The 26,128-nt window shown below is 71.0% G+C and carries 24 protein-coding genes; 13 read left to right on the forward strand and 11 right to left on the reverse strand.

Features of this window, described 5'->3' with window-relative positions; all coding sequences use genetic code 11:
* On the reverse strand, positions 1–627 hold a 627-nt coding region (locus tag ABD056_RS08245; protein WP_343866076.1), incomplete at its 3' end, for a helix-turn-helix domain-containing protein.
* Between the two features lie 121 nt (positions 628–748).
* Between ABD056_RS08245 and ABD056_RS08250 the strand changes: the two genes are divergently transcribed.
* Both ABD056_RS08250 and ABD056_RS08255 read left to right on the forward strand, forming a co-directional pair.
* A complete protein-coding gene (locus ABD056_RS08250) occupies positions 749–1,072 on the forward strand; it encodes a DUF1330 domain-containing protein (protein WP_343866077.1) in 324 nt (107 codons plus the stop codon).
* A 285-nt stretch (positions 1,073–1,357) separates the two neighbouring features.
* Entirely contained in the window at positions 1,358–2,086 is a 729-nt protein-coding gene (locus ABD056_RS08255) for a GntR family transcriptional regulator (RefSeq protein ID WP_343866078.1), read from the forward strand.
* An 89-nt stretch (positions 2,087–2,175) separates the two neighbouring features.
* Here ABD056_RS08255 and ABD056_RS08260 read toward each other — a convergent pair whose 3' ends face one another.
* Both ABD056_RS08260 and parE read right to left on the reverse strand, forming a co-directional pair.
* Positions 2,176–2,457 carry a hypothetical protein gene (locus ABD056_RS08260; RefSeq protein WP_343866079.1) on the reverse strand — a complete coding sequence of 94 codons (282 nt, stop codon included), beginning with the start codon at positions 2,455–2,457 and terminating at the stop codon, positions 2,176–2,178.
* Positions 2,458–2,684: 227 nt separating this feature from the next.
* Positions 2,685–4,673: a DNA topoisomerase IV subunit B gene (gene parE / locus ABD056_RS08265; protein ID WP_343866153.1), complete on the reverse strand. Its 1,989-nt coding sequence runs from the start codon at positions 4,671–4,673 to the stop codon at positions 2,685–2,687.
* Between the two features lie 116 nt (positions 4,674–4,789).
* Between parE and ABD056_RS08270 the strand changes: the two genes are divergently transcribed.
* Together ABD056_RS08270 and ABD056_RS08275 are read left to right on the forward strand one after the other, a co-directional pair.
* A complete protein-coding gene (locus ABD056_RS08270; protein ID WP_343866080.1) occupies positions 4,790–5,188 on the forward strand; it encodes an acyl-CoA thioesterase in 399 nt (132 codons plus the stop codon).
* 448 nt (positions 5,189–5,636) lie between these two features.
* The gene (locus ABD056_RS08275; protein WP_343866081.1) at positions 5,637–6,119 is read left to right on the forward strand and encodes an Lrp/AsnC family transcriptional regulator; all 483 of its coding nucleotides are present in this window, start codon (positions 5,637–5,639) and stop codon (positions 6,117–6,119) included.
* 46 nt (positions 6,120–6,165) lie between these two features.
* On the opposite strand, the gene ABD056_RS08280 is transcribed toward ABD056_RS08275, so the two are convergent.
* The 4 genes from ABD056_RS08280 to ABD056_RS08295 all read right to left on the reverse strand — a co-directional run bounded on the left by ABD056_RS08280 (position 6,166) and on the right by ABD056_RS08295 (position 11,225).
* The gene (locus ABD056_RS08280; RefSeq protein WP_343866082.1) at positions 6,166–7,611 is read right to left on the reverse strand and encodes a catalase; all 1,446 of its coding nucleotides are present in this window, start codon (positions 7,609–7,611) and stop codon (positions 6,166–6,168) included.
* Positions 7,612–7,722: 111 nt separating this feature from the next.
* Positions 7,723–8,139 carry an RNA-binding S4 domain-containing protein gene (locus tag ABD056_RS08285; protein ID WP_343866083.1) on the reverse strand — a complete coding sequence of 139 codons (417 nt, stop codon included), beginning with the start codon at positions 8,137–8,139 and terminating at the stop codon, positions 7,723–7,725.
* Positions 8,136–10,736, reverse strand: a complete 2,601-nt coding sequence (locus tag ABD056_RS08290; protein ID WP_343866084.1) for a helicase-related protein — start codon at positions 10,734–10,736, stop codon at positions 8,136–8,138. The genes ABD056_RS08285 and ABD056_RS08290 overlap by 4 nt, the downstream gene beginning before the upstream one ends.
* Positions 10,737–10,859: 123 nt before the next feature.
* On the reverse strand, positions 10,860–11,225 hold the full coding sequence (locus ABD056_RS08295) for an HPF/RaiA family ribosome-associated protein (protein ID WP_343866085.1): 366 nt from the start codon (positions 11,223–11,225) through the stop codon (positions 10,860–10,862).
* Between the two features lie 424 nt (positions 11,226–11,649).
* Between ABD056_RS08295 and htpG the strand changes: the two genes are divergently transcribed.
* Complete coding sequence (gene htpG / locus ABD056_RS08300; RefSeq protein WP_343866086.1) at positions 11,650–13,530, forward strand: molecular chaperone HtpG; 1,881 nt, start codon at positions 11,650–11,652, stop codon at positions 13,528–13,530.
* Positions 13,531–13,545: 15 nt separating this feature from the next.
* Here htpG and ABD056_RS08305 read toward each other — a convergent pair whose 3' ends face one another.
* Entirely contained in the window at positions 13,546–14,427 is an 882-nt protein-coding gene (locus ABD056_RS08305; RefSeq protein ID WP_343866087.1) for an AEC family transporter, read from the reverse strand.
* Positions 14,428–14,580: 153 nt separating this feature from the next.
* Here ABD056_RS08305 and ABD056_RS08310 point away from each other — a divergent pair, with 153 nt between their 5' ends.
* The 6 genes from ABD056_RS08310 to ABD056_RS08335 all read left to right on the forward strand — a co-directional run bounded on the left by ABD056_RS08310 (position 14,581) and on the right by ABD056_RS08335 (position 18,946).
* Entirely contained in the window at positions 14,581–15,054 is a 474-nt protein-coding gene (locus ABD056_RS08310) for an HPr kinase/phosphorylase (RefSeq protein WP_343866088.1), read from the forward strand.
* A complete protein-coding gene (gene rapZ / locus ABD056_RS08315) occupies positions 15,051–16,013 on the forward strand; it encodes an RNase adapter RapZ (RefSeq protein ID WP_343866089.1) in 963 nt (320 codons plus the stop codon). Before ABD056_RS08310 ends, rapZ begins: the two co-directional genes overlap by 4 nt.
* The gene (locus ABD056_RS08320; protein WP_343866090.1) at positions 16,010–16,414 is read left to right on the forward strand and encodes a PTS sugar transporter subunit IIA; all 405 of its coding nucleotides are present in this window, start codon (positions 16,010–16,012) and stop codon (positions 16,412–16,414) included. Before rapZ ends, ABD056_RS08320 begins: the two co-directional genes overlap by 4 nt.
* A gap of 25 nt (positions 16,415–16,439) precedes the next feature.
* The gene (locus tag ABD056_RS08325) at positions 16,440–16,706 is read left to right on the forward strand and encodes an HPr family phosphocarrier protein (protein WP_343866091.1); all 267 of its coding nucleotides are present in this window, start codon (positions 16,440–16,442) and stop codon (positions 16,704–16,706) included.
* Positions 16,696–18,462: a phosphoenolpyruvate--protein phosphotransferase gene (gene ptsP / locus ABD056_RS08330; protein WP_343866092.1), complete on the forward strand. Its 1,767-nt coding sequence runs from the start codon at positions 16,696–16,698 to the stop codon at positions 18,460–18,462. The genes ABD056_RS08325 and ptsP overlap by 11 nt, the downstream gene beginning before the upstream one ends.
* 145 nt (positions 18,463–18,607) lie before the next feature.
* Positions 18,608–18,946, forward strand: a complete 339-nt coding sequence (locus ABD056_RS08335) for a rubredoxin (RefSeq protein WP_343866093.1) — start codon at positions 18,608–18,610, stop codon at positions 18,944–18,946.
* 141 nt (positions 18,947–19,087) lie between these two features.
* Here the strand turns inward: ABD056_RS08335 and ABD056_RS08340 are convergent, their stop codons facing one another.
* Both ABD056_RS08340 and ABD056_RS08345 read right to left on the reverse strand, forming a co-directional pair.
* Positions 19,088–20,035: an SPOR domain-containing protein gene (locus ABD056_RS08340; protein WP_343866094.1), complete on the reverse strand. Its 948-nt coding sequence runs from the start codon at positions 20,033–20,035 to the stop codon at positions 19,088–19,090.
* Between the two features lie 14 nt (positions 20,036–20,049).
* Positions 20,050–20,832, reverse strand: coding sequence for a carbonic anhydrase (locus tag ABD056_RS08345; RefSeq protein WP_343866095.1), 783 nt, complete (start codon positions 20,830–20,832; stop codon positions 20,050–20,052).
* Positions 20,833–20,962: 130 nt separating this feature from the next.
* Between ABD056_RS08345 and ABD056_RS08350 the strand changes: the two genes are divergently transcribed.
* Together ABD056_RS08350 and ABD056_RS08355 are read left to right on the forward strand one after the other, a co-directional pair.
* Complete coding sequence (locus tag ABD056_RS08350) at positions 20,963–22,699, forward strand: monovalent cation:proton antiporter-2 (CPA2) family protein (RefSeq protein ID WP_343866096.1); 1,737 nt, start codon at positions 20,963–20,965, stop codon at positions 22,697–22,699.
* 105 nt (positions 22,700–22,804) lie between these two features.
* Positions 22,805–24,646 (forward strand): ABC transporter ATP-binding protein/permease, encoded by a 1,842-nt coding sequence (locus ABD056_RS08355; protein ID WP_343866097.1) that lies wholly within the window; start codon positions 22,805–22,807, stop codon positions 24,644–24,646.
* 19 nt (positions 24,647–24,665) lie between these two features.
* On the opposite strand, the gene ABD056_RS08360 is transcribed toward ABD056_RS08355, so the two are convergent.
* Positions 24,666–26,030 (reverse strand): GH1 family beta-glucosidase, encoded by a 1,365-nt coding sequence (locus ABD056_RS08360; protein WP_343866098.1) that lies wholly within the window; start codon positions 26,028–26,030, stop codon positions 24,666–24,668.
* Positions 26,031–26,128 lie beyond the last annotated feature (98 nt).

A 26,128-nucleotide genomic window follows, 5' to 3' on the forward strand; every position in this document is an offset into this window, starting at 1 on the left:
GGGCGCGCCCCCGCCGCGGCGGGGCGGCGCGGCGCCGGCGGGGACGGGGTAGGACTCGATCTCCCGCCGCAGGGCGAGGAGGCCGACGTCGGCGGTCAGGGCGATGTCGCGCGCCAGCCGCTCCAGCACATGCGCCCGCCAGTCGCGGTAGTTGACGATCTGCGGCCCCAGGCCGCGCGGGTGCAGGCTGAGGCGCAGCACGTTCACCGGCGCCGCCAGCAGCCCGGCATGGGCCGCCGCCAGCAGCGGCGCCAGCGCCCGGTTGGCGGCCACCAGCGTCCAGCTGCGGTCGACGGCCAGCGCCGGCCACGGCTCATGGGCCGCCAGGATGGTGCGCACCGCCGCCAGGGCGGGCGCGAATCCGGCGTCGGCGAGGTCGTGGCGGGGGAACACCGGGGCGAAGCCGCCGGCCGCCAGCAGGGCGTTGCGCTCGCGCAGGGGGATGTCCAGGTGCTCGGCCAGGTGCAGCAGCATGTCGCGGCTGGCGGCGGCGCGTCCCGATTCGACGAAGCTCAGGTGCCGCTGCGACACCCCCGCCTCGGCCGCCAGCGCCAGCTGGCTGAGGCGGCGGCGGGTGCGCCAGTGGCGCAGCAGGGTTCCGGCGGAGCAGGACGACGAAGGTCTCATGGCCGGCATCATACGCGGCGGCGGCGCGGCGCGCCAATTACCTGCCGGGTTATCGTCCTGCCGCAGCGGCGACGGCATGGTGACGGCATCCACCCCGCCCCGAGCACAGGACAAGCCCGCCATGACCACCTACGCCATCGGACACCTGCACGACGTCGCCATGGGCCCGGAGATCGTCGCCTACCTGGAGGGCATCGACGCCACCCTGGCGCCCTTCGGCGGCCGCTTCCTCATCCACGGCGACCCGCCGACGGTGCTGGAGGGCGCCTGGAGCGGCGACCTCATCGTCATCGCCTTCCCCGACCGCGCCAGCGCCGAGGGCTGGTACGCCTCCGACGCCTATCGCCGGCTGCTGCCGTTGCGGCAGGGGGACAGCCGCGGCGACGTCATCCTGATCGACGGCGTGCCGGCCGACCACCGCGCCACCGACATCCTGCGGCGGTGAGGCCCGCCCGCCGACCGCAGGTGCCGGAAAACCGGCCATGAGGGCGCCTTTCGTCGCAACGCCCCTGCGCCTGCCCCGATCCCTTCGGCAAGGCCGCCGCCCCTGACGCGGGGCCACGTTGACCGCCTTACCGCAGACGGATACCATTACCCGTATTGTGTGTGTTTTCGGCACGATGACGCGGGTGCGGTCAGTGGGGACCGTCGGGGGAGACCGCTGCAGCGTGGGGTGGGGGGAGAAGCGGCCGGACCCCCGGACGGCCGCCGACAGGCGTCGAGTACCGACATGCTGAACGACGACACCATCGCGCGGTCGCCGACGCTCACGCAGAGCGTGGCGGAGCGCATTTCCGCGGCCATCCTTGACGGCCGCTTCGAGCCGGGCGAGCGGCTGGTCGAGACCAAACTGTCCACCATGTTCGGCGTCAGCCGGGCGCCGGTGCGCGAAGCCCTGAAGATCCTGGAGACCAGCGGCCTCGTCCGCATCGTGGTCGGCCGCGGCACCTTCGTCGCCCGGCTGGAGCGCGAGGATCTGCTGCGCGTGGTGGTCGCCTATGGCCTGCTGCTGGGCTTCGTCGCCCGGCTGGCCTGCATCCACGGCACGGCGCGCGACTTCAACGCCCTCGGCCGCGCCCTGCGGCAGCTGGAGCGCTCTGCCGAAGCCGGTCGCGGCGAGGACCTGCGCCTGCACGAGGACGCCTTCCTGACCGCCCTGTTCGATGCTTGCGACGATGCGGTGCTGCGCCAGATGGTGACCGGCCTGCGCGGCCAGATCCTCATTCACCGCCAGTCGGCGGCGCTGGAGACGGCGGCCCTGCTGACCCGGGCCGAAACCTGGGCGGCCTGTCTGGCGGCGGTGGCCGCCGGCGATCCCGACGGCGCCGAGGCGCAGGTGCGGGCGCAGGCCATGCAGGCCGCCTTCGCCCTGGTGGGGCAGGCGCCGCCGCCGTCGCTGGATGCCTACGTCGCCGCCCACAGCGGCGGCAGCCTGCCGCGGGCCATGGCGTCTGCCTGATCGCCGCCTAAGGCGGCGAGGGGCCTGATCGCCGCTGGACGCGGCGAGGGGGCGTGATCGGTCGCGGCGGCGAGCCCCGCCGGGGCCTGTCAGCGGCTGCCGCGACGGCGCAGGATGCCGTCGCGCACCGCCTCCATGGTGGCGATGTCGCCGCTGTCCAGCGCGGCGATGGTGGCGCGCGATTCCCGCCGCGTCGGCGCGATGACCTGCTGGTATTCCTCCAGCCGGTTGCCGAAATCCACCAGGGCGGAGCGCATCTCGCTCAGGGTGTGGCTCGCCTCGCGGCAGTCGGCGGCCACCCGGCGCGACTGACGCGCCAGCCAGCGGCGGTGGAAGGCAGGGTGGTCGTGAAGCGAGACGATGATGGACATGGGGTCCTCCGGCCGGCTGGTGCCCCGCTGTTCCGCAGTTCTTCCCCAAGAACCGCCGAAGCGCCGGCCACCGTGATGATCCCTCCCTGCCCCCTCACCGTGGCCGATCACCCTGTCCGGCGGCAAGTGTCCCACCGGATACGGCAGTTGCGAAAAGGTGGAAACGTCGAACACCCCCGACGGCGCAGGCCGCGGGGGTGACGCAGGGACGGGGGATCAGGCCCGGATCAGATGTCCAGTTCTTCGACGAAGCGGGCGTTTTCCTGGATGAACTGGAAGCGCAGCTCCGGCTTGCGGCCCATCAGGCGCTCCACCAGGCGCGCCGTGCTGGCGGCTTCCTCGCGGCTTTCCTCGGTGCGCACGTCGGGCACGCTGACGCGCAGCAGCGTGCGCGTCGCCGGGTTCATGGTGGTTTCCTTCAGCTGCATGGGCGGCATTTCGCCCAGGCCCTTGAAGCGGCTGATCTCCACCTTGGCGGTGGCCTTGAACGCGGTCTTCAGCAGGCGGTCCTTGTCGGCGTCGTCGCGGGCATAGATGCTCTTGCCGCCGTGGGTGAGGCGGTAGAGCGGCGGCATGGCGAGATAGAGGTGACCGTTCTCGATCAGCTTCGGCATCTCGCGGTAGAAGAAGGTCATGAGCAGGCTAGCGATGTGGGCGCCGTCGACGTCGGCGTCGGTCATGATGATGACCTTCTCGTAGCGCAGCTTCTCGTCGTCGTAATGGTCGCGGGCGCCGCAGCCGAGCGCCTCCAGCAGGTCCGACAGTTCCTGGTTGGCGCGCAGCTTTTCAATGCTGGCCGAGGCGACGTTGAGGATCTTGCCGCGCAGGGGCAGCACCGCCTGGGTTTCGCGCATGCGCGCCTGCTTGGCCGAGCCGCCGGCCGAATCCCCCTCCACCAGGAACAGTTCCGTGCCTTGCGCGATGGAGCGCGAGCAGTCGGCCAGCTTGCCGGGCAGGCGCAGCTTCTTGGTGGCGGTCTTGCGGCTGGTCTCCTTCTCCGCCTTGCGGCGGGCGCGGTCGTCGGCGCGCGACAGGGCGTGGGAGAGCAGGGCGTTGGCGGCCTGGGCGTCGCCCGACAGCCAGTGGTCGAACTGGTCCTTCATGGCCTGTTCGACCAGCCGCGTCGCCTCGGCGCTCGCCAGCTTTTCCTTGGTCTGGCCCTGGAACTGCGGCTCGCGGATGAAGCACGACAGCATGACGCAGGCGCCGCCCAGCACGTCCTCGGGCGTCAGGTTGGCGGCCTTGCGGTTGTTCACCATGTCGCCGAAGCTGCGCAGCCCCTTGGTCAGGGCGTTGCGCAGGCCCTGTTCGTGGGTGCCGCCCTCGGGCGTCGGCACGGTGTTGCAGTAGGAGGAGAAGAAGGCCTCCTGGTCGTCCGGCCAGGCGATGGCCCATTCCACCGATCCCATGTCGTCGGGGAAGTCCTGGCGGCCGGCGAAGACGGCGGGGGTGACGGTGTCGCGCCCCTGCATCAGCTCGGCCAGGAAGTCGGTCAGGCCGTTGGGGAAGTGCAGCTCGGCGCTTTCGGGCGTCGGGTTGTCTTCCTTGATCAGTTCGGGGGCGCAGCTCCAGCGGATGCGCACGCCGCGATACAGGTACGCCTTCGACCGCGTCATGCGGTAGAGCGTGCCCGGCTTGAAGCGGGCGCGCGGGCCGAAGATGTCCGGGTCGGGGTGGAAGGTGACGGTGGTGCCGCGCCGGTTCTGCACCGCGCCCAGGTCCTGCAGCGGGCTGGTGGCGAGGCCGCGGGAATAGGTCTGGCGCACCAGCTTGCGCTCGCGCGCCACCTCCACGATCAGGCTGTCCGACAGGGCGTTGACCACCGACACGCCGACGCCGTGCAGGCCGCCGGACACCTTGTAGGCGCCGCCGCCGAACTTGCCGCCCGAGTGCAGGGTGGTGAAGATCACCTCCAGCGCCGACTTGCCGGGGTACTTGGGGTGCGGGTCGACCGGGATGCCGCGGCCGTTGTCGCGGATGGTCACCACGTTGTCGGGCGCCAGCTCCACGTCGATGACGGTGGCGTGGCCGGCCACCGCTTCGTCCATGGCGTTGTCGAGGATCTCCGCCACCAGGTGGTGGAGCGCCTTTTCGTCGGTGCCGCCGATGTACATGCCGGGCCGCTTGCGGACGGGCTCCAGCCCCTCCAGGACCTCGATGTCCTTGGCGGTGTAGTCGGCGGGTTTGGCGGCGGTGTTCTGGAACAGGTCGGACATGGCGCGCATTATAGGCAGCACCCCAGGGGCCGGCAAGGCGATGCCGTGGCGGCGGCGGGCGGTGTCGGCTATATGGTGGGGCCATGGGAAACCCACCGTCCGAAGGACCAGCCGCCATGACCGATGCCGCCGCCGAACCCGCCCTGCCGCAGGGCGAAATCATGATCCGCACGCTGGCCATGCCGGCCGACACCAACCCCGCCGGCGACATCTTCGGCGGCTGGCTGATGAGCCAGATGGACCTCGCCGGCGGCATGGCGGCCGGGGTGGCGGCGCAGGGCCGGGTGGTCACCGTGGCGGTGGACGGCATGACCTTCCACAAGCCGGTACGGGTGGGGGACGAACTCACCTGCTACACCCGCGTCATCCGCACCGGCCGCACCTCGCTCGCCATCAAGGTGGAAGCCTGGGTGCGCCGCCGCTCGACCCTGGAGCCGGTGAAGGTCACCGAAGGAACCTTCACCTTCGTCGCCATCGACGAAACCGGCCGGCCGCGGGTGCTGGCCGCCGGCTGAGGCGCGCGCCTCCCTGCCCGCCGGGTCGCAGGGCCCGGCGCCGGCAGGTGCAATGCAAATACCCGATGACGGCCATGGGATAAGCCGGCTTGACGCTCCTGCGTGCAGCCGGGACAATCGGGGATATACCAGAGGGTCGGCGTCTTTCGCCCACGGGGGTTCCCCCGTTCTTGCCCACGGGGTCCCCGAACCACGACGGCGGGGGTCGCCACCCGTCCTGGTTCGGGGAATGCCGCCGCGTCCGAGCTTTTGTATCCGGGGTGCACGGGAGGTGCGGCGGCAGGTGGGCGGGTCACTCGGGGGAATGGGCCGCCCGGATTAGAAATACCGTCGAAGCCCCGAAGAATGCGCGCAAATTGCACGGGCCGCATGATAATTTTCCGCGCAATCGCCGTGCATTCTTTCATGCAGGGGTTGCACGAGCGCCGGTTCCGGCCACGGGGAAGACATGCAGCTCGATGCCTATGACATTCGGATATTGACCGAGCTTCAGCGCGACAACAGGCTGACGAGCGCTTCCCTTTCCGAAGTTGTTCATCTGTCTCCCGCCGCCTGTCTGCGCCGGGTGGACCGCCTGCGCCGCGCCGGCGTCATTATCGCCGACGTGTCGGTGGTGGCGCCCGAAAAGGTGGGCGTCACCCTGCAGGCGGTGGTGCGGGTGGCGCTGGAGACCAAGCACGCCGAAGACCTGTCCGCCTTCGAAGGCGCCGCCCGCGCCGCGCCGGAGGTGCAGCAGTGCTGGCACGTGTCCGGCGGCTTCGACTATGTGCTGGTGCTGTCGTGCCGCGACATGGCCGACTACGACGCCTTCCTGCGCCGCTTCCTGACCGACAACCCGCTGGTCCGCAATTACGACGCCTGCATCGCCCTGCGCCGGGTCAAGACCGGCTCCACCGTGCCGCTGCAGCAGCCGACGGCCGAGACCGCCTGAGCGATCCCGGCCCCCGGCCCCCCGGCCTCGGGCCTCTGCCAGTCGGCTACTGCCGCAGCGCCGCCCGCACGCCGGCGCCGTATTCCGGGTCCACCTGGTCGAACAGGGCCAGCTGGCGTTCCACGATCACCGCCGGCACCCCCTGCATGGCCGCCGCGATGTTGGCATGGAGGCGGCTGCGCTGGTCGGCGTCGAACAGGCGGAACAGGGCCCGCGGCTGCGAGAAGTCGTCGTTGCCGGCGCGGTGGTCGTAGCGGGCCGCATCGCCGGTGATGCGCAGCGGCGGTTCCGCCACCGTCGGGTCCTGCGTCGGGCCGTTGAAGGAGTTGGGCTCGTAGTAGGCGTCCGGGTTGCCGGTGTCGTTGCGGAAGAACCGCATGGCGCCGTCCTTGTGGTAGTGGTGGACGGGGCAGCGCGGAGCGTTCACCGGCAGCGCCTCGTAATGGGTGCCGAGGCGGTAGCGGTGGGCATCGGCGTAGGAGAACAGCCGCGCCTGCAGCATCCGGTCGGGCGAGAAGCCGATGCCCGGCACCGCGTTGGATGGCGACATGGCCACCTGCTCGATCTCGGCGAAGTAGTTGTCGGCGTTGCGGTTCAGCTCCATCACCCCGACCTCGATCAGCGGGTAGTCGCCGTGCGGCCACACCTTGGTCAGGTCGAAGGGGTTGTAGGGGGTGGTTTCGGCCTCCAGCTCCGGCATGATCTGCACGAACAGGGTCCAGCGCGGGAACTCGCCGCGTTCAATGGTGCCGAACAGCGCCTCCTGATAGCTCTCGCGGGTCCGGCCGATGATCTCGGCGGCTTCGTCGTTGGTGTAGTGCTTGTGGCCCTGGTGGGTCTTGAAGTGGAACTTCACCCAGAACCGTTCGCCGGCATCGTTCCAGAAGCTGTAGGTGTGGCTGCCGTAGCCGTTCATGTGCATGGGCGTCTGCGGCAGGCCGCGGTCGGAGAACAGGGTGGTGATCTGGTGCAGGCTTTCCGGGCTCAGCGACCAGAAATCCCACATGGCCGTCGGGCTGCGCAGGTTGGTGCGCGGGTGGCGCTTCTGGGTGTGGATGAAGTCGGGGAACTTGAGCGGGTCGCGGACGAAGAACACCGGCGTGTTGTTGCCGACCACGTCCCAGTTGCCTTCCTCGGTGTAGAACTTCACCGCGAAGCCGCGCACGTCGCGTTCCGCATCGGCCGCCCCCTGCTCGCCGGCGACGGTGGAGAAGCGGGCGATGAGCGGCGTCTGCTTGCCGACCTTCGAGAACACCTTGGCGCGGGTGTAGCGGGTGATGTCGTTGGTGACGGTGAAGGTGCCGTGCGCGCCCCAGCCCTTGGCATGCACCACCCGCTCGGGGATGCGTTCGCGGTTCTGGTGGGCCAGCTTTTCGATCAGCTGCCAGTCCTGCATCAGCAGCGGGCCGCGCGGGCCGGCGCTGAGCGAGTTCTGGTTGTCGGCGATCGGGGCGCCGGCGGTGGTGGTCATGGTGGGGCGGCGGTCGGTCATCTCGGCGTTCCTCCTGCGGGTGATGTCCCGACCTTAGGGGAAGCGGATGATGATGATCCAACCGATAGTAGGGTCTTTATTGATCGAACGGAGCGATTACGATTTCGGAGCCTATTCCGCCCCCTCGCCCTTCAGCGAGGCGAGCGCGCGGCGGTCCTTCTTGGTCGGGCGGCCGGTGCCGCGCGGGCGGTGGGGCATGAAGGCGTCGGTCACCCGGTCCGGCGGCGTCGGCTCGGTGTAGAGGGTCTGGGCCTCGGGTGCCGGGCCACGCCGCTCGCCGGGGGCCTGCACCACCACCGTGCGGCGGTAGGGGCCGGACAGGAAGCTGACGGTGTCGCCCGGCTTCACGGTGGTCGAGGGCTTGCTGACGGTGCGGCCGTTGACGGTGACGTGGCCGGAGCCGCACCACGTCTGCGCCAGCCCGCGCGTCTTGCAGAAGCGGGCGTGCCACAGCCACTTGTCCAGACGGATGGCGCCGCCGCCCGGCGGCGGGGCGGCAGGGTCGGGGGTGTCGTCGTCGTCGCTCACGCGGTGATCCTTACCTTGTCGCGCAGGATGGCGAAGGGGCTGTCCTCGAAGTCGCGGCGCGGCCGCTTGGGACCGCCGCCGCCCTTGACCTTGCCCTTGTCCTTCCCCTTGTCCTTCCCATGGCCGGCGGGGGTCGGCGCCTCGCCCGCGCTGGCCGCCTCCGCCTTGCGGGCACGGGAAGCCGGGCGGCGGGGCTTGCGCGCCAGCGGCCGCACCCGCAGGCCGTCGGCCGTCGCCTCCGCCTGCCAGGCCAGCGCCGCCAGCACCGCCGGAGCGTCGTCGCTGCCGATGCCGAGCAGGGTGAGCACCTGCGGCGGCAGGAGGCCCTGCTGCTCGCGGGCGATGCGGCGCAGTTCGGCGGCGAAGCGCTCCACCATGTCCACCCGCACCGCCACCGGGCCGAGCACGCGATAGCCCATGGCCTCGTAGCAGCCGGACGGCACGCCGGCGTCGAACCGCAGGCTGGTGCGGCCCTCCGGCAGGGCCGGCAGCACGCCGCCGGTGCGGGCGGCCCACAGGCGGCCGCGCAGGCGCTGCGGCGCCGCCTTCAGCAGGGCCGGCACGAACACGGTCTCGACCCCGAAGCGGATGCCGAGGCGGGCGAGCGCCTTGCGGTCGGCCTCCGCCAGGGCCCGCAGCTGCGGCTCCACCACCGCCCGCGGCAGGCTGCCGAGCCCTTCCGCCAGCTGGAACACCAGGCCGCGCGGCGCCCCCGTCAGGTCCGCCTCCAGCGCCCGCAGCAGCGGCTTGAGCACGCTGCCGATGTGGGCCTTCACCCAGTCGCCGACGCGGCGGCGCACCTTGTCGCGGGCATCGCCTTCCAGCATGTCGGCGAAGGGCACCTCCACCGCCGGGCGCAGCGGGTCGGCACCGGCGGTCAGCCGCGCCACCGGCTCGCCGCGCCACAGCACGGCGGCGGCATCGTCGAGGGTGAAGGCGTCGTCGCCGTCCTGCACCAGCTGGTCGACGCGGTCGGCGATCTCCCGCCGCAGGGCCTTGCCGGCGGCGTTCATCACCGCCCGGTCGGCGGCGCGGCTCTCGCCCTTTTCGGGGATGAAGCGCAGGCCGGTCAGCTGGCCGAGCGACTGCCCCTCCACCAGCACCGCCCCGGCGGCGGAGACGGTGGGCAGCAGCGGCGTGTCGTCGCGCAGCGCCCGGGCGAGCACGGCGGTGCGCTTGTCGACGAAGCGCTGGGTCAGGCTTTCGTGCAGGGCGTCGGACAGGCGATCCTCCACCGCGCGGGTCTTTTCCTGCCATTCGCGGGTGTCGTGCAGCCAGTCGGCGCGGTGGCTGATGTAGGTCCACACGCGGATGGAGGCGATGCGGTCGACCAGGGCGTGCATGTCGCCATCCACCCGGTCCACCTGCCGCACGTGCCCGGCCAGCCAGTCGGTGGGAATGCGGCCGTCGCCGGCGGTGAGGTGGCGGTAGATCTGGGCCAGCAGGCGCGAATGGCTCTCCGGCATCACCTTGCGGAAGTCGGGCACGCCGCAGACGTCCCACAGCAGCCGCACCCGGTGGGCGGTATCGGCGATGCGGCGGATCTCCGGGTCGCGGGCCAGCGCCTCCAGCGCCAGCTGGTCGTCGGCCGGGCGGCGCGGGCGGATCAGGCCGGGCTGCGGCGGCGGCTTGGCGAGGGAGGCCAGCAGGGCGTCGATGGAGGTCGGCCGCAGGTCGGCGTTGCGCCAGAACAGGCCGGTCAGCGGCGGGAAACTGTGGGCCTCCACCCGCTCCACGATCTCGGGGTCGATGCCGCCGGTGTCGCCGGTGGTGCCGAAGGTGCCGTCGTTCATGCCGCGGCCGGCGCGCCCGGCGATCTGCGCCACTTCCGAGGCGTCCAGCCGGCGCGGCATGTGGCCGTCGAACTTGCGGACGGAGGCGAAGGCGACGTGGTCGATGTCCATGTTGAGGCCCATGCCGATGGCATCGGTGGCCACCAGATGGTCGACCTCGCCGGCCTGGAACATGGCCACCTGGGCATTGCGGGTGCGCGGGCTGAGTGCCCCCAGCACCACCGCCGCGCCGCCGCGCTGGCGGCGCACCAGCTCGGCGATGGCATAGACGTCGGCGGCGGAGAAGGCGACGATGGCCGACCGCCGCGGCAGCCGCGTCAGCTTGCGCGGCCCGGCATAGGTCAGCTGCGACAGGCGGGGCCGGGTCACCACCTCGATCCCCGGCACCAGATCGCGGATCAGCGGCTTGATGGTCTCGCTGCCGAGGAACATGGTCTCGCGCGTGCCGCGGGCGCGCAGCAGGCGGTCGGTGAAGATGTGGCCGCGGTCAGGGTCGGCGCACAGCTGGATCTCGTCGATGCCGAGGAAATCCACCCGGCGGTCGAGCGGCATGCTCTCCACCGTGCAGATCCACCACGACGGGTTGGGCGGGATGATCTTTTCCTCGCCGGTGATGAGGGCGACCCGGTGCGGCCCCTTGGCGCGAACGACCCGGTCATAGTTCTCGCGGGCGAGAAGCCGCAGCGGAAACCCCATCATGCCGGTGGCATGACCCATCATGCGCTCCATGGCGAGGTGGGTCTTGCCGGTGTTGGTCGGGCCGAGGACCGCGGTGATCCTGGCCCCCGAAAGCGTGCTTGTCATAGCCGCAACATCGGGAGGACGGGGCAGGAATGCAAGGCTGCCGGCCGCCGCCATCCCCATGCGCGAACGCCCTTCGCGCAGGCGCGAAGGGCGTCGGTCAGGCTGCCGGACGGCGGCGTCGGATCAGGCCGACTTGTGGGCGTTGCGGTCGAGTTCCCGCTGCTTGCCGACCCAGGACTTCAGCTGCCGCTCCATGCTGTCGAAGGCATCGCGGATGGCCACGCCGATGTCTTCGTGCGCGTGCACTTCCTTCGGGTCGCGGCCGACCACCAGTTCATCGCCCGGAACGGACAGATTGATGGTGATGTGGAACGGCTCGCCCTTGTGGTGCTGGTTGGAGGTGTTCTTGTGGTGCTGTTCGACCACCACGCGGCAGGACACGATGTCCTTGCAGAACTGCTCCAGCTTTTCCACCTTCTCGCGGACGCGCTGCTCGACGGCGTCCGAGTGGTCGAGTCCGTGGAAGGAGATCTGCACGGGAAGCTGCATAAAACTCTCCTGGTCGTCGCACGGCCGTCGGCCTTATGCCAGCACGGTCCGGCCGGGGTTCAGAAATCTGTCGTTCCGGTCGCACGGGCGTCTTCCGACGGCGCGCGGGCCGGCTGTCGTCACGGCGTTGCGGCGCGGGGCGACGGGCCGGAATTAATAGCCCGTCCCTCGCGTGTGGGCAACGTCGAGGATAGGCCACCGCCACCTTTTCTTGTTGCCCTGGCGCGGCACCCGTCCGGCGCGGCCCGCCGGCCGATAGAGGACGCGGCGGCCGGGGCGGCGGTTCGCGCATGGTGGCGACCGGCATCCTGTGCTTGCACTTCGCCGCCGAATTTCCCCATATCGTGCCGCCGCCGGCGCCCGCAGGGGCCGGCGCGCGCCCTCAGGGGACCGAGCCAAGGCCAAGGAACAAGGATTGCTCGAGATGGCTGACGAGAAACTGAATTTTCAGGCGGAAGTGGCGCGGGTGCTGGATATCGTCGTCCACAGCCTGTACTCCCACAAGGAGATCTTCCTGCGCGAGCTGGTGTCCAACGCCTCCGACGCCTGCGACAAGCTGCGCTGGATGGCCCTGACCCAGCCAGAACTGACCGCCGACGACCCCGGCTTCCGCATCACCCTGACGCCGGACAAGGACGCGAAGACGCTGACCGTCGCCGACAACGGCGTCGGCATGAACCGCGACGAGCTGATCGAGAACCTGGGCACCATCGCCCGCTCCGGCACCGGCGAGTTCCTGCGCAACCTGACCGGCGATTCGCGCAAGGACCTGACCCTCATCGGCCAGTTCGGCGTCGGCTTCTATTCCGCCTTCATGGTGGCGAAGCAGGTGGAAGTGGTCAGCCGCAAGGCCGGCGACGCCCACGGCTGGCGCTGGGTGTCCGACGGCAGCGGCACCTTCACCGTCGGCGAGGTGCCCGATGCCGGCCGCGGCACCCGCATCGTGCTGCACCTGAAGGACGGCGAGGAGGAGTTCCTGGAGCCCTTCCGCCTGCGCCACATCGTCAAGACCTACTCCGACCACATCGCCATCCCGGTGCAGCTGAAGGAGGGCGATGCCGAGGTGGAGACGCTGAACGAAGCCTCCGCCCTGTGGACGCGGTCGAAGGACGACATCACCGCCGAGCAGTACAAGGAATTCTACCACCACGTCGCCCACGCCTTCGACGAACCCTGGCTGACCCTGCACACCAAGGCCGAAGGCGCCATCGAATACACCGGCCTGCTGTTCATCCCCGGCCAGAAGCCGTTCGACCTGTTCCAGCCCGACCGCAAGCAGCATGTGCGGCTCTACGTCAACCGGGTGTTCATCACCGACGACTGCGAGGGCCTGGTGCCGGCGTGGCTGCGCTTCGTGCGCGGCGTGGTCGACAGCCCCGACCTGCCGCTCAACGTCAGCCGCGAGATGCTGCAGCACAACCCGCTGCTGAAGAAGATCCAGAACGGCCTCGTCAACAAGCTGCTGGGCGAGTTGAAGAAGAAGGCCGCCGACGCCCCCGACGACTACGCCCGCTTCTGGGATACCTTCGGCGCCGTGGTGAAGGAGGGCATGTACGAGGACTGGGAACGCCGCGACAAGATCACCGAGCTGGTGCGCTTCCGCACCACCCACGGCGAGGGGCTGGTGTCCTTCGACGACTATGTCGGCCGCATGAAGGACGGGCAGAAGCACATCTACTACATCACCGGCGACGACCGCGCCGCGCTGATGCAGAGCCCGCTGCTGGAAGGCTACCGCGCCAAGGGCGTCGAGGTGCTGCTGCTGACCGATCCCATCGACGAGTTCTGGGTCGCCAACGCCCCCGGCTACAAGGACTTCTCGCTCAAGTCGGTGGCCGCCGGCGGCGCCGATCTGGCCGCCATCGCGGGCGGCGCGGAGGAGGAGAAGCAGGCCGAGGAGCGCAAGAAGGACGAAGCGCCGGCCGACCAGCTGGACGGCCTCGTCACCCTGCTGAAGGCGACGCTGGGCGCCAAGGTGAAGGACGTCCGCCCCTCCGGCCGCCTGACCGAAAGCCCGGTCTGCCTGGTGGCCGAGGAAGGCGACATGCCCATGCACCTGGAACGCCTGCTGCGCGCCCACAAGCAGAAGGACGACGAGACGCCGCGCATCCTGGAGATCAACCCGACCCACGGGCTGATCAAGCACATGGCCGGCCGCGCCACGGCGGGGGCGACGCCGGAGCTGGAGGATCTCGCCTTCCTGCTGCTCGATCAGGCCCGCATCGTCGAGGGCGAGGCCCCCACCGACCCCATCGCCTTCGGCAAGCGCCTGGCGCGGGTGATGGCCAAGGGCCTCGCGGTCTGAGGCGCGGCGGCGGCGCTACATCACCACCAGCAGCAGGAAGGGCAGGGTGGCGAAGGACAGGGCGGTGGAAATCACCACCATCCCCGCCACCTCCTCCGGCGCCGAGTGGTAGCGCACCGCGAACAGGTAATTGAACACCGCCACGGGCATGGCGCTCTGCAGGATCAGCACGCCGCGCGCCATGCCCTCCATGCCCAGCAGCTCCGCCGTCGCCCAGCCGAGGCCGAAGCCGAGCGCCAGCCGCATCACCGACAGCACGGCGCTGCGGCCAAGGGTGTGGACATGCAGCCGGCCGAGCGACACGCCGAGCGTCAGCAGCATCAGCGGAATGGTCATGCCGGCCAGCAGGGTCAGGGTGTTGTCGATCCACTTCGGCAGCGTCACGTCGGCGGCCATCAGGCCGATGGCGATCACCACCGACACCACCACCGGGTTGCGCACCGTCTCCTTCACCGAAAAGCGGCCGGAAGCGACGCTGAGGCCCAAGGTGAACTGCAGCACCGCGAAGACGACGAAATAGCCGATGGCGAGCGCCAGCCCCGGCTCCCCGAAGGCGAACAGCGCCAGCGGCAGGCCCATGTTGCCGGTGTTGCCGAAGATCAGGCCGGGCAGGTAGGCGCGGCTCGACCACCCCATCACCCGCACGAAGCCATAGGCGACGGCGGCGGTGGCGATCAGCGACAGGAAGGCGGCGGCGGCCATCTCGGTCAGGGCGTCGGCCGTCAGGTCCGCCTTCAGCAGCACGTTCACGATCAGGCACGGCACGCCGATGTTGATGACCAGCAGGGTCACCATGGGGGTGTCGAACACCTTGCCGCTGCGGCCCCAGAAATAGCCGATGAGCGAGATGAGGAATACCGGCGCGATGACGGAGAACAGGGTCTGAAGAACGGCCATGGGGGAGCTTGGGCTTTCGACGGCGGCGGAAGGGTGCGCCAAGGCTAGCAGCGGCGGCCCGGCGGGGGAAGGCGGCGGCGCAGTGGCCCTGCCCGGCGGTGCCGCAGGGGGCGCCGATTGACTTGGCCCCCGGCGGCGCCCACTCTGGTTTCCATGACCATCACCCTTCACGCCACCACCGTGGCGCTCGGCGGGCGCGGCGTGGTGCTGCGCGGGCCGTCGGGCAGCGGCAAGTCGGACCTGGCGCTGCGGCTGCTCGACGACGGCCGCGGCGATGCCCGGCTGGTGGCCGATGATTATACCGAGGTGACGGCCGACCCCACCTCCGCCGCAGGCCTGACCGGCGCCGCGCCGGCCGCCATCGCCGGGCTGCTGGAGGTGCGCGGTGTCGGCATCCTGCGGCTGCCGGCGGCGTGGCTGCACGCCGGCCCGGTGCCGCTGCGGCTGGTGGTCGACCTGGTACGGCCGGAGGCGGTGGAGCGCCTGCCGCCCGCCGATGCCGCCGTCGAGCTGCTGCCGGGCCACCGGCTGCCGCTGGTGCGGCTCGATCCCTTCGCGGCAAGCGCGCCGGCCAAGGTTCGCCTTGCCCTTATGCTGGCCGTGGGCGATATACTTCAGACACCATGACCGTCGAGCGAGACACCGTGCCGCCCGCAGCGGCCCACCCCGCCCAAGTGCCGCTCAACGCGGCCGGTTGCGGGCGCGTGGTCGTGGTCACCGGCCTGTCCGGCGCCGGCAAGACCACGGCGCTGAAGGCGCTGGAGGACATGGGCTGGGAAGCGGTGGACAACCTGCCGCTGGCGCTGCTCGACGGCCTGCTGCACGCCGGCGGCGGCATCCGACGCCCGCTGGCGCTCGGCATCGACATCCGCACCCGCGATTTCGACGTGGCGCAGCTGAAGCGCGGCATGGCGGCGCTGCGGGCGGAGGATCACCTGGATGCCCGGCTGCTGTTCCTCGACAGCGACACCGAAGTGCTGATGCGGCGGTTCACCGAAACCCGCCGCCGTCACCCGCTGGCGGTGGACCTGCCGCTGCTGGACGGCATCCAGATCGAACGCCAGATGCTGCGGCCGCTGCGCGATGCCGCCGACGTGGTGATGGACACCACCAACCGGCCACCGCGCGACCTGCGGGCCGACCTGGAACAGCTGTTCAGCCTCGGCACCTCGCCCGGCATGACGGTCTGCGTCACCAGCTTCGGCTTCCGCGACGGCGTGCCGCGCGATGCCGATCTGGTGTTCGATGTGCGCTTTTTAACCAATCCGCACTATGTTCCTGAGCTGAAGCCGTTCACCGGCCTCGACCCGCGGGTGGCCGCCTATGTGGAGGCCGACCCCGACTGGAGCGCCTTCTACGCCAACCTGCGCGCCCTTCTGCAGCCGTTGCTGCCGCGCTATGAGGCCGAGGGCAAGAGCTATCTGACCATCGCCATCGGCTGTACCGGCGGCAAGCACCGCTCGGTCTTCACCGTTGACCGGCTGGCCCGGTGGCTGCGCGACGCCGGCATGCGCGTCATCGTCCGCCACCGCGACGTCGACCCCCAGGCCTTGCCCGAGGGGTGGGAGAAGAGGGAAACCCTATGATCGGTATGGTACTCGTAACCCACGGCCGGCTCGCCGACGAACTGGTGGCGGCCCTGGAACATGTGGTCGGGCCGCAGGACCGGATCGCCACCGTCTGCATCGGTCCCGACGACGACATGGAGCAACGCCGCGCCGACATCCTGGCCCGCGTCGCCCAGACCGACAGCGGCGCCGGGGTGGTGCTGCTGACCGACATGTTCGGCGGCACGCCGTCCAACCTTGCCATCTCCATCATGGACAAGGCGAAGGTGGAGGTGATCGCCGGCGTCAACCTGCCCATGCTCATCAAGCTGGCCTCGGTGCGCGGCACGAAGGACCTGGCCGATGCCGTGGCCGCCGCCCAGGAGGCGGGGCGCAAGTACATCAACGTCGCCTCCAAGCTGCTGACCCAGGAGTCGTGAGGCACCAATGGGGACCGTCCAAGACATGATCCGACGCGAGGCGACCATAAGGAACAGCCGCGGCCTGCACGCCCGTGCCGCGGCCAAGTTCGTCAAGCTCGCGGCCGAATACAGCGCCGACATCACCGTCATCAACCGCGGCCAGGAAGTGTCCGGCCGGTCGATCATGGGGCTGATGATGCTGGCGGCGTCGCCCGGCACCACCATCGAGATCCGCGCCGCCGGCGACGATGCCGAGACGGCCATCGCTGCCATCTGCCAGCTGATCGACGACAAGTTCCATGAAGACTGAGCGGGCGCCGCGCGACTGCCGGCGGCTCGACGGCCTGGGGGTGGCTCCGGGAATTGCGGTGGGAACGGTTCACGTGCATGACGCCGGCGCGCTGCACGCCCCCGAATACCGCATCGCCGCCAGTCGCATCGACTCGGAACAGCGCCGCTTCGCCGAGGCGGTGCAGGCCGCCATGCGCCAGCTCGGCACCCTCAAGCGCCGCGCCGGCAAGCTGCCCGGCGCCGCCGGCGAGGAACTGGGCTACCTGCTCGACGCCTACCAGCAGATGCTGTCGGGCTCGCGGCTGGTGCGCGGCGTCAACAGCCGCATCGCCGAGCAGCGCATCAACGCCGAAGCCGCCGTCAAGCACGAGATCGGCGAGCTGCTGACCGCCTTCGCGGCCATGGAGGACAGCTATCTCGCCGGCCGCATGGCCGACATCCGCGACATCGGCCAGCGGCTGATCCGCAACCTGACCAAGGCGCCGGTGCGGGCGTTCTCCTCCCTCGGCCGCAACACGGTGATCGTCACCGAAGACCTGAGCCCGGCCGATACCGCCCTGCTCGACCCCGAAACGGTGTGCGGCTTCGCCACCGAAACCGGCGGCGCCGACAGCCACACCGCCATCATGGCGCGGTCGCTCGGCCTGCCGGCGGTGGTGGGCGTGCAGGGGCTGACCGGGCAGGTGAGCAGCGGCGACACCATCGTCGTCGACGGCACCGCCGGTCAGGTCATCATCAACCCCGATGCCGAGGCGCTGTGCCTCTACCGCAAGCGGCGGGCCGACTTCCTGCGGCACCGGCGGGCGCTGTCGCGCCTGCGCGAGGTGCCGGCCGTCACCCGCGACGGCGTGCGGGTCCACCTCAACGCCAACATGGAACTGCCGACCGAGATCGACGCCACCCTCTACGCCGGGGCGGAAGGGGTGGGGCTGCTGCGCAGCGAGTTCCTGTTCATGAACCGCGACGACCTGCCCGACGAGGATGAACAGGTGGAGCTGATGCGGCCGGTGGTGGAGGCCATGAACGGCCGTCCGGTCACCATCCGCACCCTGGATGCCGGCGGCGACAAGCTGGGGTCGCTGGTGGGCGGGCGGATTTCGCCCAACCCGGCGCTCGGCCTGCGCGCCATCCGCCTCAGCCTCGCCCATGTCGACCTGTTCGAGGCGCAGCTGGCGGCCATCCTGCGGGTGGGGGTGATCGGGCCGGTGCGCATCCTGCTGCCGATGATCGGCACGCCGGAGGAACTGGTGCAGGCCCGCCGCATCCTCGATCAGGTGGTGCGCCGCCTGCATCGCCGCCGCGTGCCGCTGCCCGATCCGCTGCCGCCGCTCGGCGTCATGATCGAGGTGCCAGGGGCGGCGCTGGCGGCCGATGCCCTGGCCTACCACGCCGACTTCTTCGCCATCGGCACCAACGACCTGACCCAGTACACCCTGGCCATCGACCGGTCCGACGACACCGTGGCGCATCTGTACAACCCGCTGCATCCGGCGGTGCTGCGGCTGATCCAGTTCAGCTGCGAGGCGGCGCACCGGGCCGGCATCCCCGTCTCCGTCTGCGGCGAGATGGCGGGCGACCCGCGCCTGACGCCGCTGCTGCTCGGCCTCGGCTTCCGCGAGCTGTCCATGTCGTCGACCAACATCCCGCGGGTGAAGCAACGCATCCGGCAGATGTCCATCCACGAGGCTTCGCGCCGCGCCATGGCCATCATGACCGAATGGGACGCCGCCCGCATCGGCGCCCTGCTGGACGATTTCAACGCCGCCCTGGCGTGATCCTCCGGTTCCCCCGGCCGGCCCCCATCAGGGTGCGCCGGTCGGGGGGCGCAGGCCCTCCGCAGACACAAGGTTGTCACAGCATCGTCACTTCCGTCACCGCCGCCCCTGGCCGACACTCGGGGCATCGGAAGAGGGGGGTGCCATGCTTCAGTCGGCAGTCGCTACCACCATGGCCCGAGCGCCGACGCGGCGCCGGTTTCTGGCGCTGATGAACATCGCGCTGGGTTCGCTGGCGGTCAGCCTGGGCGGCACCGCCAGCCCCAGGCGGGCCTCGGCGGCCGAGGCGGCGGCGGCCAAGTGGGTGTGCACCAACGCCGACTGCGACCCCTACGTCTACGATCCGGCCACCGGCGATGCCGACAACATCGCCCATCCCGGCCACCCCGTTCCCGCCGGCGTGTCGTTTGAAGACCTGCCGCACGACTGGATCTGCCCGCTGTGCGGGTCCGGCAAGAAGTTCTTCCGTCCGCTGACCGCCTAGCGTCGGCGCACGGTTCGGATCGTTCGCCTCCCGGCGGGGACCTCCCTCCCCCGCACCCCCCTGGTTCCCGGGGCGGCGAACGTCAGAAGGGCGGCCCTCCCCCCGGGCCGCCCTTTTCCTTTGCCTGGGCGACAGCGCCCGTCAGCGTTGCAGGCGGCAGTACTGGCCGGCGCGCTCCAGCTCGGCGCAGGCGGCGCGGGCGTCGGTGCCGGCCGGCGGCACCGCCAGCACCCGCACGTAGCGCCCCTTCTCCGGCAGGTCGACGCTGTCGTAGCGCACCTGCCACTGCCGCAGCAGCGGCTGGCGCTGGCGCAGGCCGCGCCATTCGGCGGCGGCGGCGTCTTCCGTCTTCAGCGAGGCGAGATGCAGCGCCGTGCCGCCGGCTGCGGCCGGGCGGCCCTCCGCCGCCTCAGCCTGCGGTTCCGGCGCCGGGCGGCGCAGCGGGCCGAGCACTTCCGGCGGCGGCACCGCCAAGGCGACGGCAAGGGCGTCGTCGTCGCCGGCCTCCCCCGCCGCTGCCGCCGGCGCGGCGGCCGGGGCGGCGGCGGCCAGTTGCGGCGCCGCCGGACGGGCCGGACCGCCGGGCATCAGCACCCGGTTGTAGCGGGCGGTATCCAGGGCCGGCAGGCGCTCCGCCATGCGCGGATCGTCGTCCCGCCGCAGCACCAGGTAGGCATCGCGGTAGCGGCCGACCAGGGCGCCATCCTCGCGCAGGGCGTAGCGGTCGAAGGGATAGCCGGCGCACAGCACGTCCACCGCCGTCAGCGCCACGTCCGGCCCGCGCCGGTCGAGCCAGCCGCCGCCATAGCCGAACCACTCCGCCCCGCTGGTGCGCCGGACCTCGTAGCTGGGGGCCGGGCAGTTGCGGCCGAGCGGATCGGTGATCTGGCTCGGGCTCACCCGCATGGCCTGGTGCTTGAGGGCGTGGCGCTCGGCGGCGGTGGGGCTGTCGGTGCCGCTGTCGTAGACGCCTTCCACCAGCCAGATGCCGGTCAGCGGCTCCGGCGGGGTGGACATGGTCTGGGCGCAGGCGGCCAGCAGCGGCAGCAGGGCGGCAGTGGCGAGCAGGCGGCGGAAGGGTGAGGACATGCGGATGATCAGACTCAGAAGAAATCCAGCAGCAGGTGGCGGCGGCCCAGCGGCTGCACCGGGCGGGCATTCATGGGAAACTGCGCCGCGAAGGCCTGGATCTGCTGCGGCGCCGCCTCGATCGGCTGAGTGTACACCACCCAGCGGACCGATTCGGTGCATGGCGGAGTGGTAAGCGATCCGTGGTAGCGCCACGTCTCCCGCGCTGCCGGCAGCAGCAGGGCGGGGCTGACCAGGGTATCGAGCGCGAGACGCATCCCCGCCTCGCGCGGCATGGCGGCGAAGATGGTCTCCAGCACCGGGTTGAACTGGCCGGAGCGCACCAGCACGCTGGCGATGGCAAGGCCGCGCCCGCCTTCCTCGTCCTCGTGCACGAACTGGATTTCCAGCGGGAAGGCGCGGCCGTTGACGGTGTGCTCGCTCGGGTGGCGGAAGTGGAAGCCGGTCAGCCGCCAGCGGTTGCCGTCGACGCCGAGCCCCATGCGGGCGTAGGCGGTGGCCTCCACCTCCACCGTGTGGCCGCGGTGGGCCATCACCAGCGGCATGGCCGGCCAGTCGATGTCGGGGGTGGCGAGCATGGCCGGCGTCGCCTCGCCCAGGTCGACCGGGCTCTGGCGCTCACCGCGGCCGCAGGCGGCATAGGCCGGGTCGAGGCTGCCCCAGCGGTCCGGCCCGCCGGCCCCGCCGTCGTAGGACCACGGCGCCCCGTCCTGCGCCGCCGCCGGCGGGGAGGCCGCGGCCAGCAGGGGCAGGGCCGCCGCAGCGGCAGCCCGGGTGAGGAAACGACGCCTTTCCATCGCTGTCTCCGTCTTTTCTCTTCCCACGCGCGGCACATGCCATTATGGGCACATCCACAACGGCGGTAACAAGCGCCGCAGGCGGCACCAGCGGGGTAACGCGCAGGTGCAGGAGGACGATGGAGGATTGATGGACATCGCGCATCCGGGCGGCGGTGGCGGGCTGGTCGAACTGCTGGTGATCCTGGCGGCAGCGGCGTTGTTCGTGCCGCTGGCGACGCGCCTTGGCCTCAGTTCCATCCTCGGTTACCTGGCGGCGGGCGCGGCCATCGGCCCGTGGGGGCTCGGCCTGATCAGCGAGGTGGAGCAGATCCGCCATGTCGCCGAGTTCGGCGTCGTCTTCCTGCTGTTCGTCATCGGCATCGAGATGAAGCCGGCCCGCCTGTGGGTGATGCGGCGGCAGGTGTTCGGCCTGGGCGGCCTGCAGGTGCTGCTGTCGGCGGTCGCCATCGGCGGCGCCGGCTGGCTGATGGGGCTGCCGCCGGCGGTGGCGGTGGTGGTCGGCCTTGGCCTGGCGCTGTCGTCCACCGCCATGGGCCTGCAGGTGCTGTCCGAGCGCGGCGAGCTGGCCTCCACCGTCGGCCGCTCCGCCTTCGCCGTGCTGCTGCTGCAGGACCTGATGGTGCCGGTTCTGCTGACCGTCACGCCGCTGATGGCCGACACCGAGTTCGTCTTCTCCGCCGAACTGGGCATTGCCGTCGGCGAGGCGGTGGCGGTGCTGGTGGCGGCGGTGCTGGTCGGCCGCTTCCTCATGCGGCCGCTGTTCCGCGCCGTCGCCGCCGCCCGCTCGGCCGAGGTGTTCACCGCCACCGCCCTGCTGGTGGTACTGGGCATGGCGCTGGCCATGGAGCATGTCGGCCTGTCCATGGCGCTGGGGGCCTTCCTCGCCGGTCTGCTGCTGGCGGAGAGCGAGTTCCGCCATCAGGTGGAAGCCGACATCCAGCCGTTCCGCGGCCTGCTGCTCGGCCTGTTCTTCATGGCGGTGGGCATGACGGTCGACTTCGGCCTGATGGGCGAGCACTGGGCGCTGGTGATCGCCCTGGTGGTCGGCCTGATGGCGGTGAAGGCGGCCATCCTGATCCCGCTGTTCCGCGCCTTCGGCCTCGGCCTGCCCGATGCGGTGAAGGGCGCCTTCCTGCTGGCCCAGGGCGGCGAGTTCGCCTTCGTGCTGTTCACCTATGCGGTCGGCGTCAACGCCCTGCCCGACGATACGGCGCAGCTGCTGGTGCTGGTGGTGTCGCTGTCCATGGCCCTGACCCCCTTCGTCGCCCTGGGCGGCGCCCGCCTGGGCGGCGTGCTGGCGGCGCGGCGGGAACAGCCGGCGGAACAGCCGCCCAAGCTGCACAGCCACGGGGGCCACGTCATCGTCTGCGGCTTCGGGCGCGTCGGCCGCACGGTGGCGCGGCTGCTGGAGGCGGCGGGCCGCCCCTACATCGCCTTCGACCGCGATCTCGACCGTGTCATGCAGGGCCGCGCCTCGGGCATGAACGTCTACTTCGGCGACGCCAGCCGGCCGGAGGTGCTGCACGCCGCCCATGCCGCCGATGCCTGCCTGATCGTCGTCACCACCGACGATCCGGCGGCCACCGCCCGCGCCGTCTCCCACATCCGCCACCACTTCCCGCGCCTGACCATCCACGCCCGCGCCCGCGACCTCACCCAGTCGGCGGTGCTGCGCAAGGCCGGCGCCTCGGCGACGGTGCCGGAGACGCTGGAGGCGAGCCTGCAACTGGGCGGTCAGGTGCTGATGGCCACCGGCCTGCACGCCGACGAGGTGGCGGCGACCCTGGACCACTGGCGGCGCGACGATTATGCCTCGCTGGTGGGCGCCGTCGGCCAGACCAAGGCGACCACGCCGGCGGAATAGCGGCGGCGGCGCACGCAGCCCCTTCCCCGCGGGCGGCGGCATCGCCATACTCCCTTGGTGGTAGACGGGCCGCCAGGGCGGCCACAAGGGGGGATGCGGGCAAGAATGGAAGCGGTTGCGGCGGGTCCGGCGCCGGCGGCTCCGCCGTCGCAGCGGCAGCGGACGGCGGGGTTTCTGCGGCGCTTCTCCCGTCTGGCGGGTGGCTACTGGACCGGCGAGACGCGATGGCGGGCGGTGTCGCTCACGGCGCTGGTGGTGGTGCTGACCCTGTTCCAGGTGGCGGTGCCGGTTGCCATCAACGTGTGGATGCAGCGCCTGTTCGACGCCCTGGAGCAGAAGGCGCTCGGCCAGTTCGGTGGCCTGCTGGGGGCGCTGGCGGCGATCATCCTGGCCAACGTGCTCATCACCGTCGCCCACCTGCGCGCCAAGCGCCACCTGCAGGTCAGCTGGCGGGCGTGGCTGACGCGCCGGCTGCTGGCGACGTGGATGCACGACGGCCGCCACTATCTGGTGACCTTCCTGCCCGGCGAGCACGACAACCCCGACGGCCGCATCGCCGAAGACATCCGCATCGCCACCGAATTCGCCGTCGACCTTGCCCATTCGCTGATGTTCGCCGGTCTCATGCTGGTCAGCTTCACGCAGATCCTGTGGACGCTCTCCGGCTCCCCCTGGGTCAGCATCGGCGGGCTGGAGCTGTATATCCCCGGCCATCTGGTGTGGATCGCGGTGATCTATGCCGCCATCGGCACCACTGTCGCCCTGCTGCTGGGGCGGCCGCTGGTGCGGGCGGTGAACCGCCGCCAGACCTATGAGGCCAACTTCCGCTTCGGCCTCGTCCACGCCCGCGAGAACGCGCTCGCCATCGCCCTGCTGGACGGCGAGGAAGACGAACGCCGCAACCTCGGCGGCCTGTGGAAGGACCTGCGGCGGGCGTGGGATCGCCAGACCCATGCGCTCTGCACCATCTTCTACTTCACCACCGTGTGGTCGGTGCTCAGCCAGGCCTTTCCGGTGCTGGTGGCGGCGCCGCGCTACATGGCGGGGCAGATCAGCCTGGGTGTGCTGATGCAGACGGCGCAGGCCTTCCAGCACATGGTGGGGGCGCTGTCGTGGCCCATCGACAACCTGGCCAAGGTGGCCGAGTGGCGCGCCTCGGTGGAGCGCGTGCAAAGCCTGCACGACGCCCTGGAAAGCCTGCGCGACCGCTCCGCCCTCACCGCCGCCGCGGCCGGGGCGCCGCCAGCGGCAGCGGCGTCGGGCGTGGTGGTGGAGGCGGCGCCGGGCATGGTGCTGGCGTTCGAGGGCCTGACCGTCACCAATCCGGACGGCCGGCCGGTGCTGTGCGACCTGACGGCGCGCATCCCGCTCGGCGACCGGGTGCTGATCTCCGGCGATCCCGGCGCGGCGGTGAAGCTGTTCAAGGTGGTGGCCGGGCTGTGGCCGTGGGGCAGCGGCCGGGTGCAGCTGCCGGTGGGCGAGGCCATCTTCTTCATGCCGCAGCGCCCCTACCTGCCGCTCGGCACCCTGCGGGCCGCCGTCACCTACCCCGGCGACCCCGAGGCGGTGCCGCCGGCGGCAGTGGAGGCGGCGCTGGCGTCGGCCGGCCTCGCCCATCTGGTGCCGCGGCTGGATCAGGTGGAGACGTGGGAACAGGTGCTGGCGGCGTCGGAGCAGCAGCGCCTGGGCTTCGCGCGGCTGCTGCTGCACCGGCCGGCGTGGATCTTCCTGCAGGAAGCCACCGACGCCCTCGACGCCCGCGGCGAGCAGGAGATGATGCGCCTGCTGCTGAGCGAGTTCCCGCAGGCGACCATCATCACCATCGGCCACCACAAGGCGCTGGACAACTACCACCACCGCAAGCTGGCGCTGGTGACCTGCGACGGCGCCCTGACCGCGCAGGAGGTGCCGCTGGCGCCGCCGGTGGCTTACCCGGCGGCGCAGTGACAATCCGGCAGGCGGCGGATCAGACCGCCGCTTCCGCCTTGCGGGCGGCGGCGATGGCGTCGCGGAACCAGGCGTAGGACGCCTTCGGCGTGCGCTTCAGCGTCTCGTAGTCCACATGCACGAGGCCGAAGCGGTTCTGGTAGCCGGTGCCCCATTCAAAGTTGTCGAGCAGCGACCACACGTAATAGCCGCGCACGTCGGCCCCGGCGGCGATGGCCTCCTTCATGGCGTCGGTGTAGAGGGTCAGGTAGCGGATGCGGGTGGCGTCGTTGACCTCGCCCTTGTCGTCCACCTTGTCGTTGCCGCCCATGCCGTTTTCGGTGACGTAGATCGGCAGCTTGTAGGTCCTGGTCAGGTCGATCAGCTCGTCGCGGAAGGCCGCCGGCCAGATGGGCCAGCCGATGTCCGACTTGTCGGCATCGTCGGGCGCCGCGCCCCAGTGGAAGCCCCAGGTGGCGGTCGGCTCGTCGCGGGCGAAGATGGGGCCGTAGTGGTTGAGGCCGAACCAGTCGATGCGGCGGCAGATCTGCGCCATGTCGCCGGCCTGCACATAGGGGGCGATGGTCTCGGCGATCAGGTCGGGGTAGTGGCCGAGCAGCTGCGGGTCGGGGAAGGCCTTGTTCCAGTGGGCGTCGAGCAGGGCGGCGGCGCGGCGGTCGGCGTCGGTATCCTTCTCCGGCCACACGACCTGACGGTTATGCACCGCGCCGATGGAAGCGCCGGGCACCAGGTCGCGGATGACGTCGACGCCCATGCCGTGGGCCAGGTTGGCGTGGTGGATGGCCTTCAGGTGCGCCTCGCGGTCGGTGACGCCGGGCGCCGACCAGTCGATGCAGTAGCCGAACAGGGTGAACACGGCGAACTCGTTGAAGGTCGCCCAGTGCTTCACTCGGTCACCGTAGCGGCGGCAGCAGACGGCGGCGTAATCGGCGAACCAGCCGGCGGACTCGCGGGCTGGCCAGCCGCCCAGGTCATCGAGCGCCTGCGGCAGATCCCAGTGATAGAGGCACAGCCACGGCTCGATCCCGGCTTCCAGCACGCCGTCGATGAGGCGGTCGTAGAAATCCAGGCCCTTCTCGTTCACCCGCCCCTTGCCCTTGGGCAGGATGCGCGGCCACGCCACCGAGAAGCGGTAGACATCGAGCCCGAGGGCCTTCATCAGCGCGATGTCCTCGGGGTAGCGGTGGTAGTGGTCGCAGGCGACGTCGCCGGTGTCGCCGTTGGCGATCTTGCCCTGCATGCGGCAGCGGGTGTCCCAGATGGACGGCAGGCGGCCGTCGGCGTCGTGGCCGCCCTCGATCTGGTAGCTGGAGGTCGAGACACCCCACTTGAAGCCGCGCGGATAGCCGGCGGCGGTGAGAGCACGCGAACGGATGTCGGTCATGATGGGCCTCGCGGGCGGGCGCCGGCCGGGCGGCGCACCGGCGATTGCCGATGCCGCCCTGACCCGGCAGAGGTAGGACACTACCACCTTACGCCCGC

Source organism: Caenispirillum bisanense, assembly GCF_039523075.1.
Taxonomy (GTDB): Bacteria; Pseudomonadota; Alphaproteobacteria; order Rhodospirillales; family Rhodospirillaceae; genus Caenispirillum; species Caenispirillum bisanense.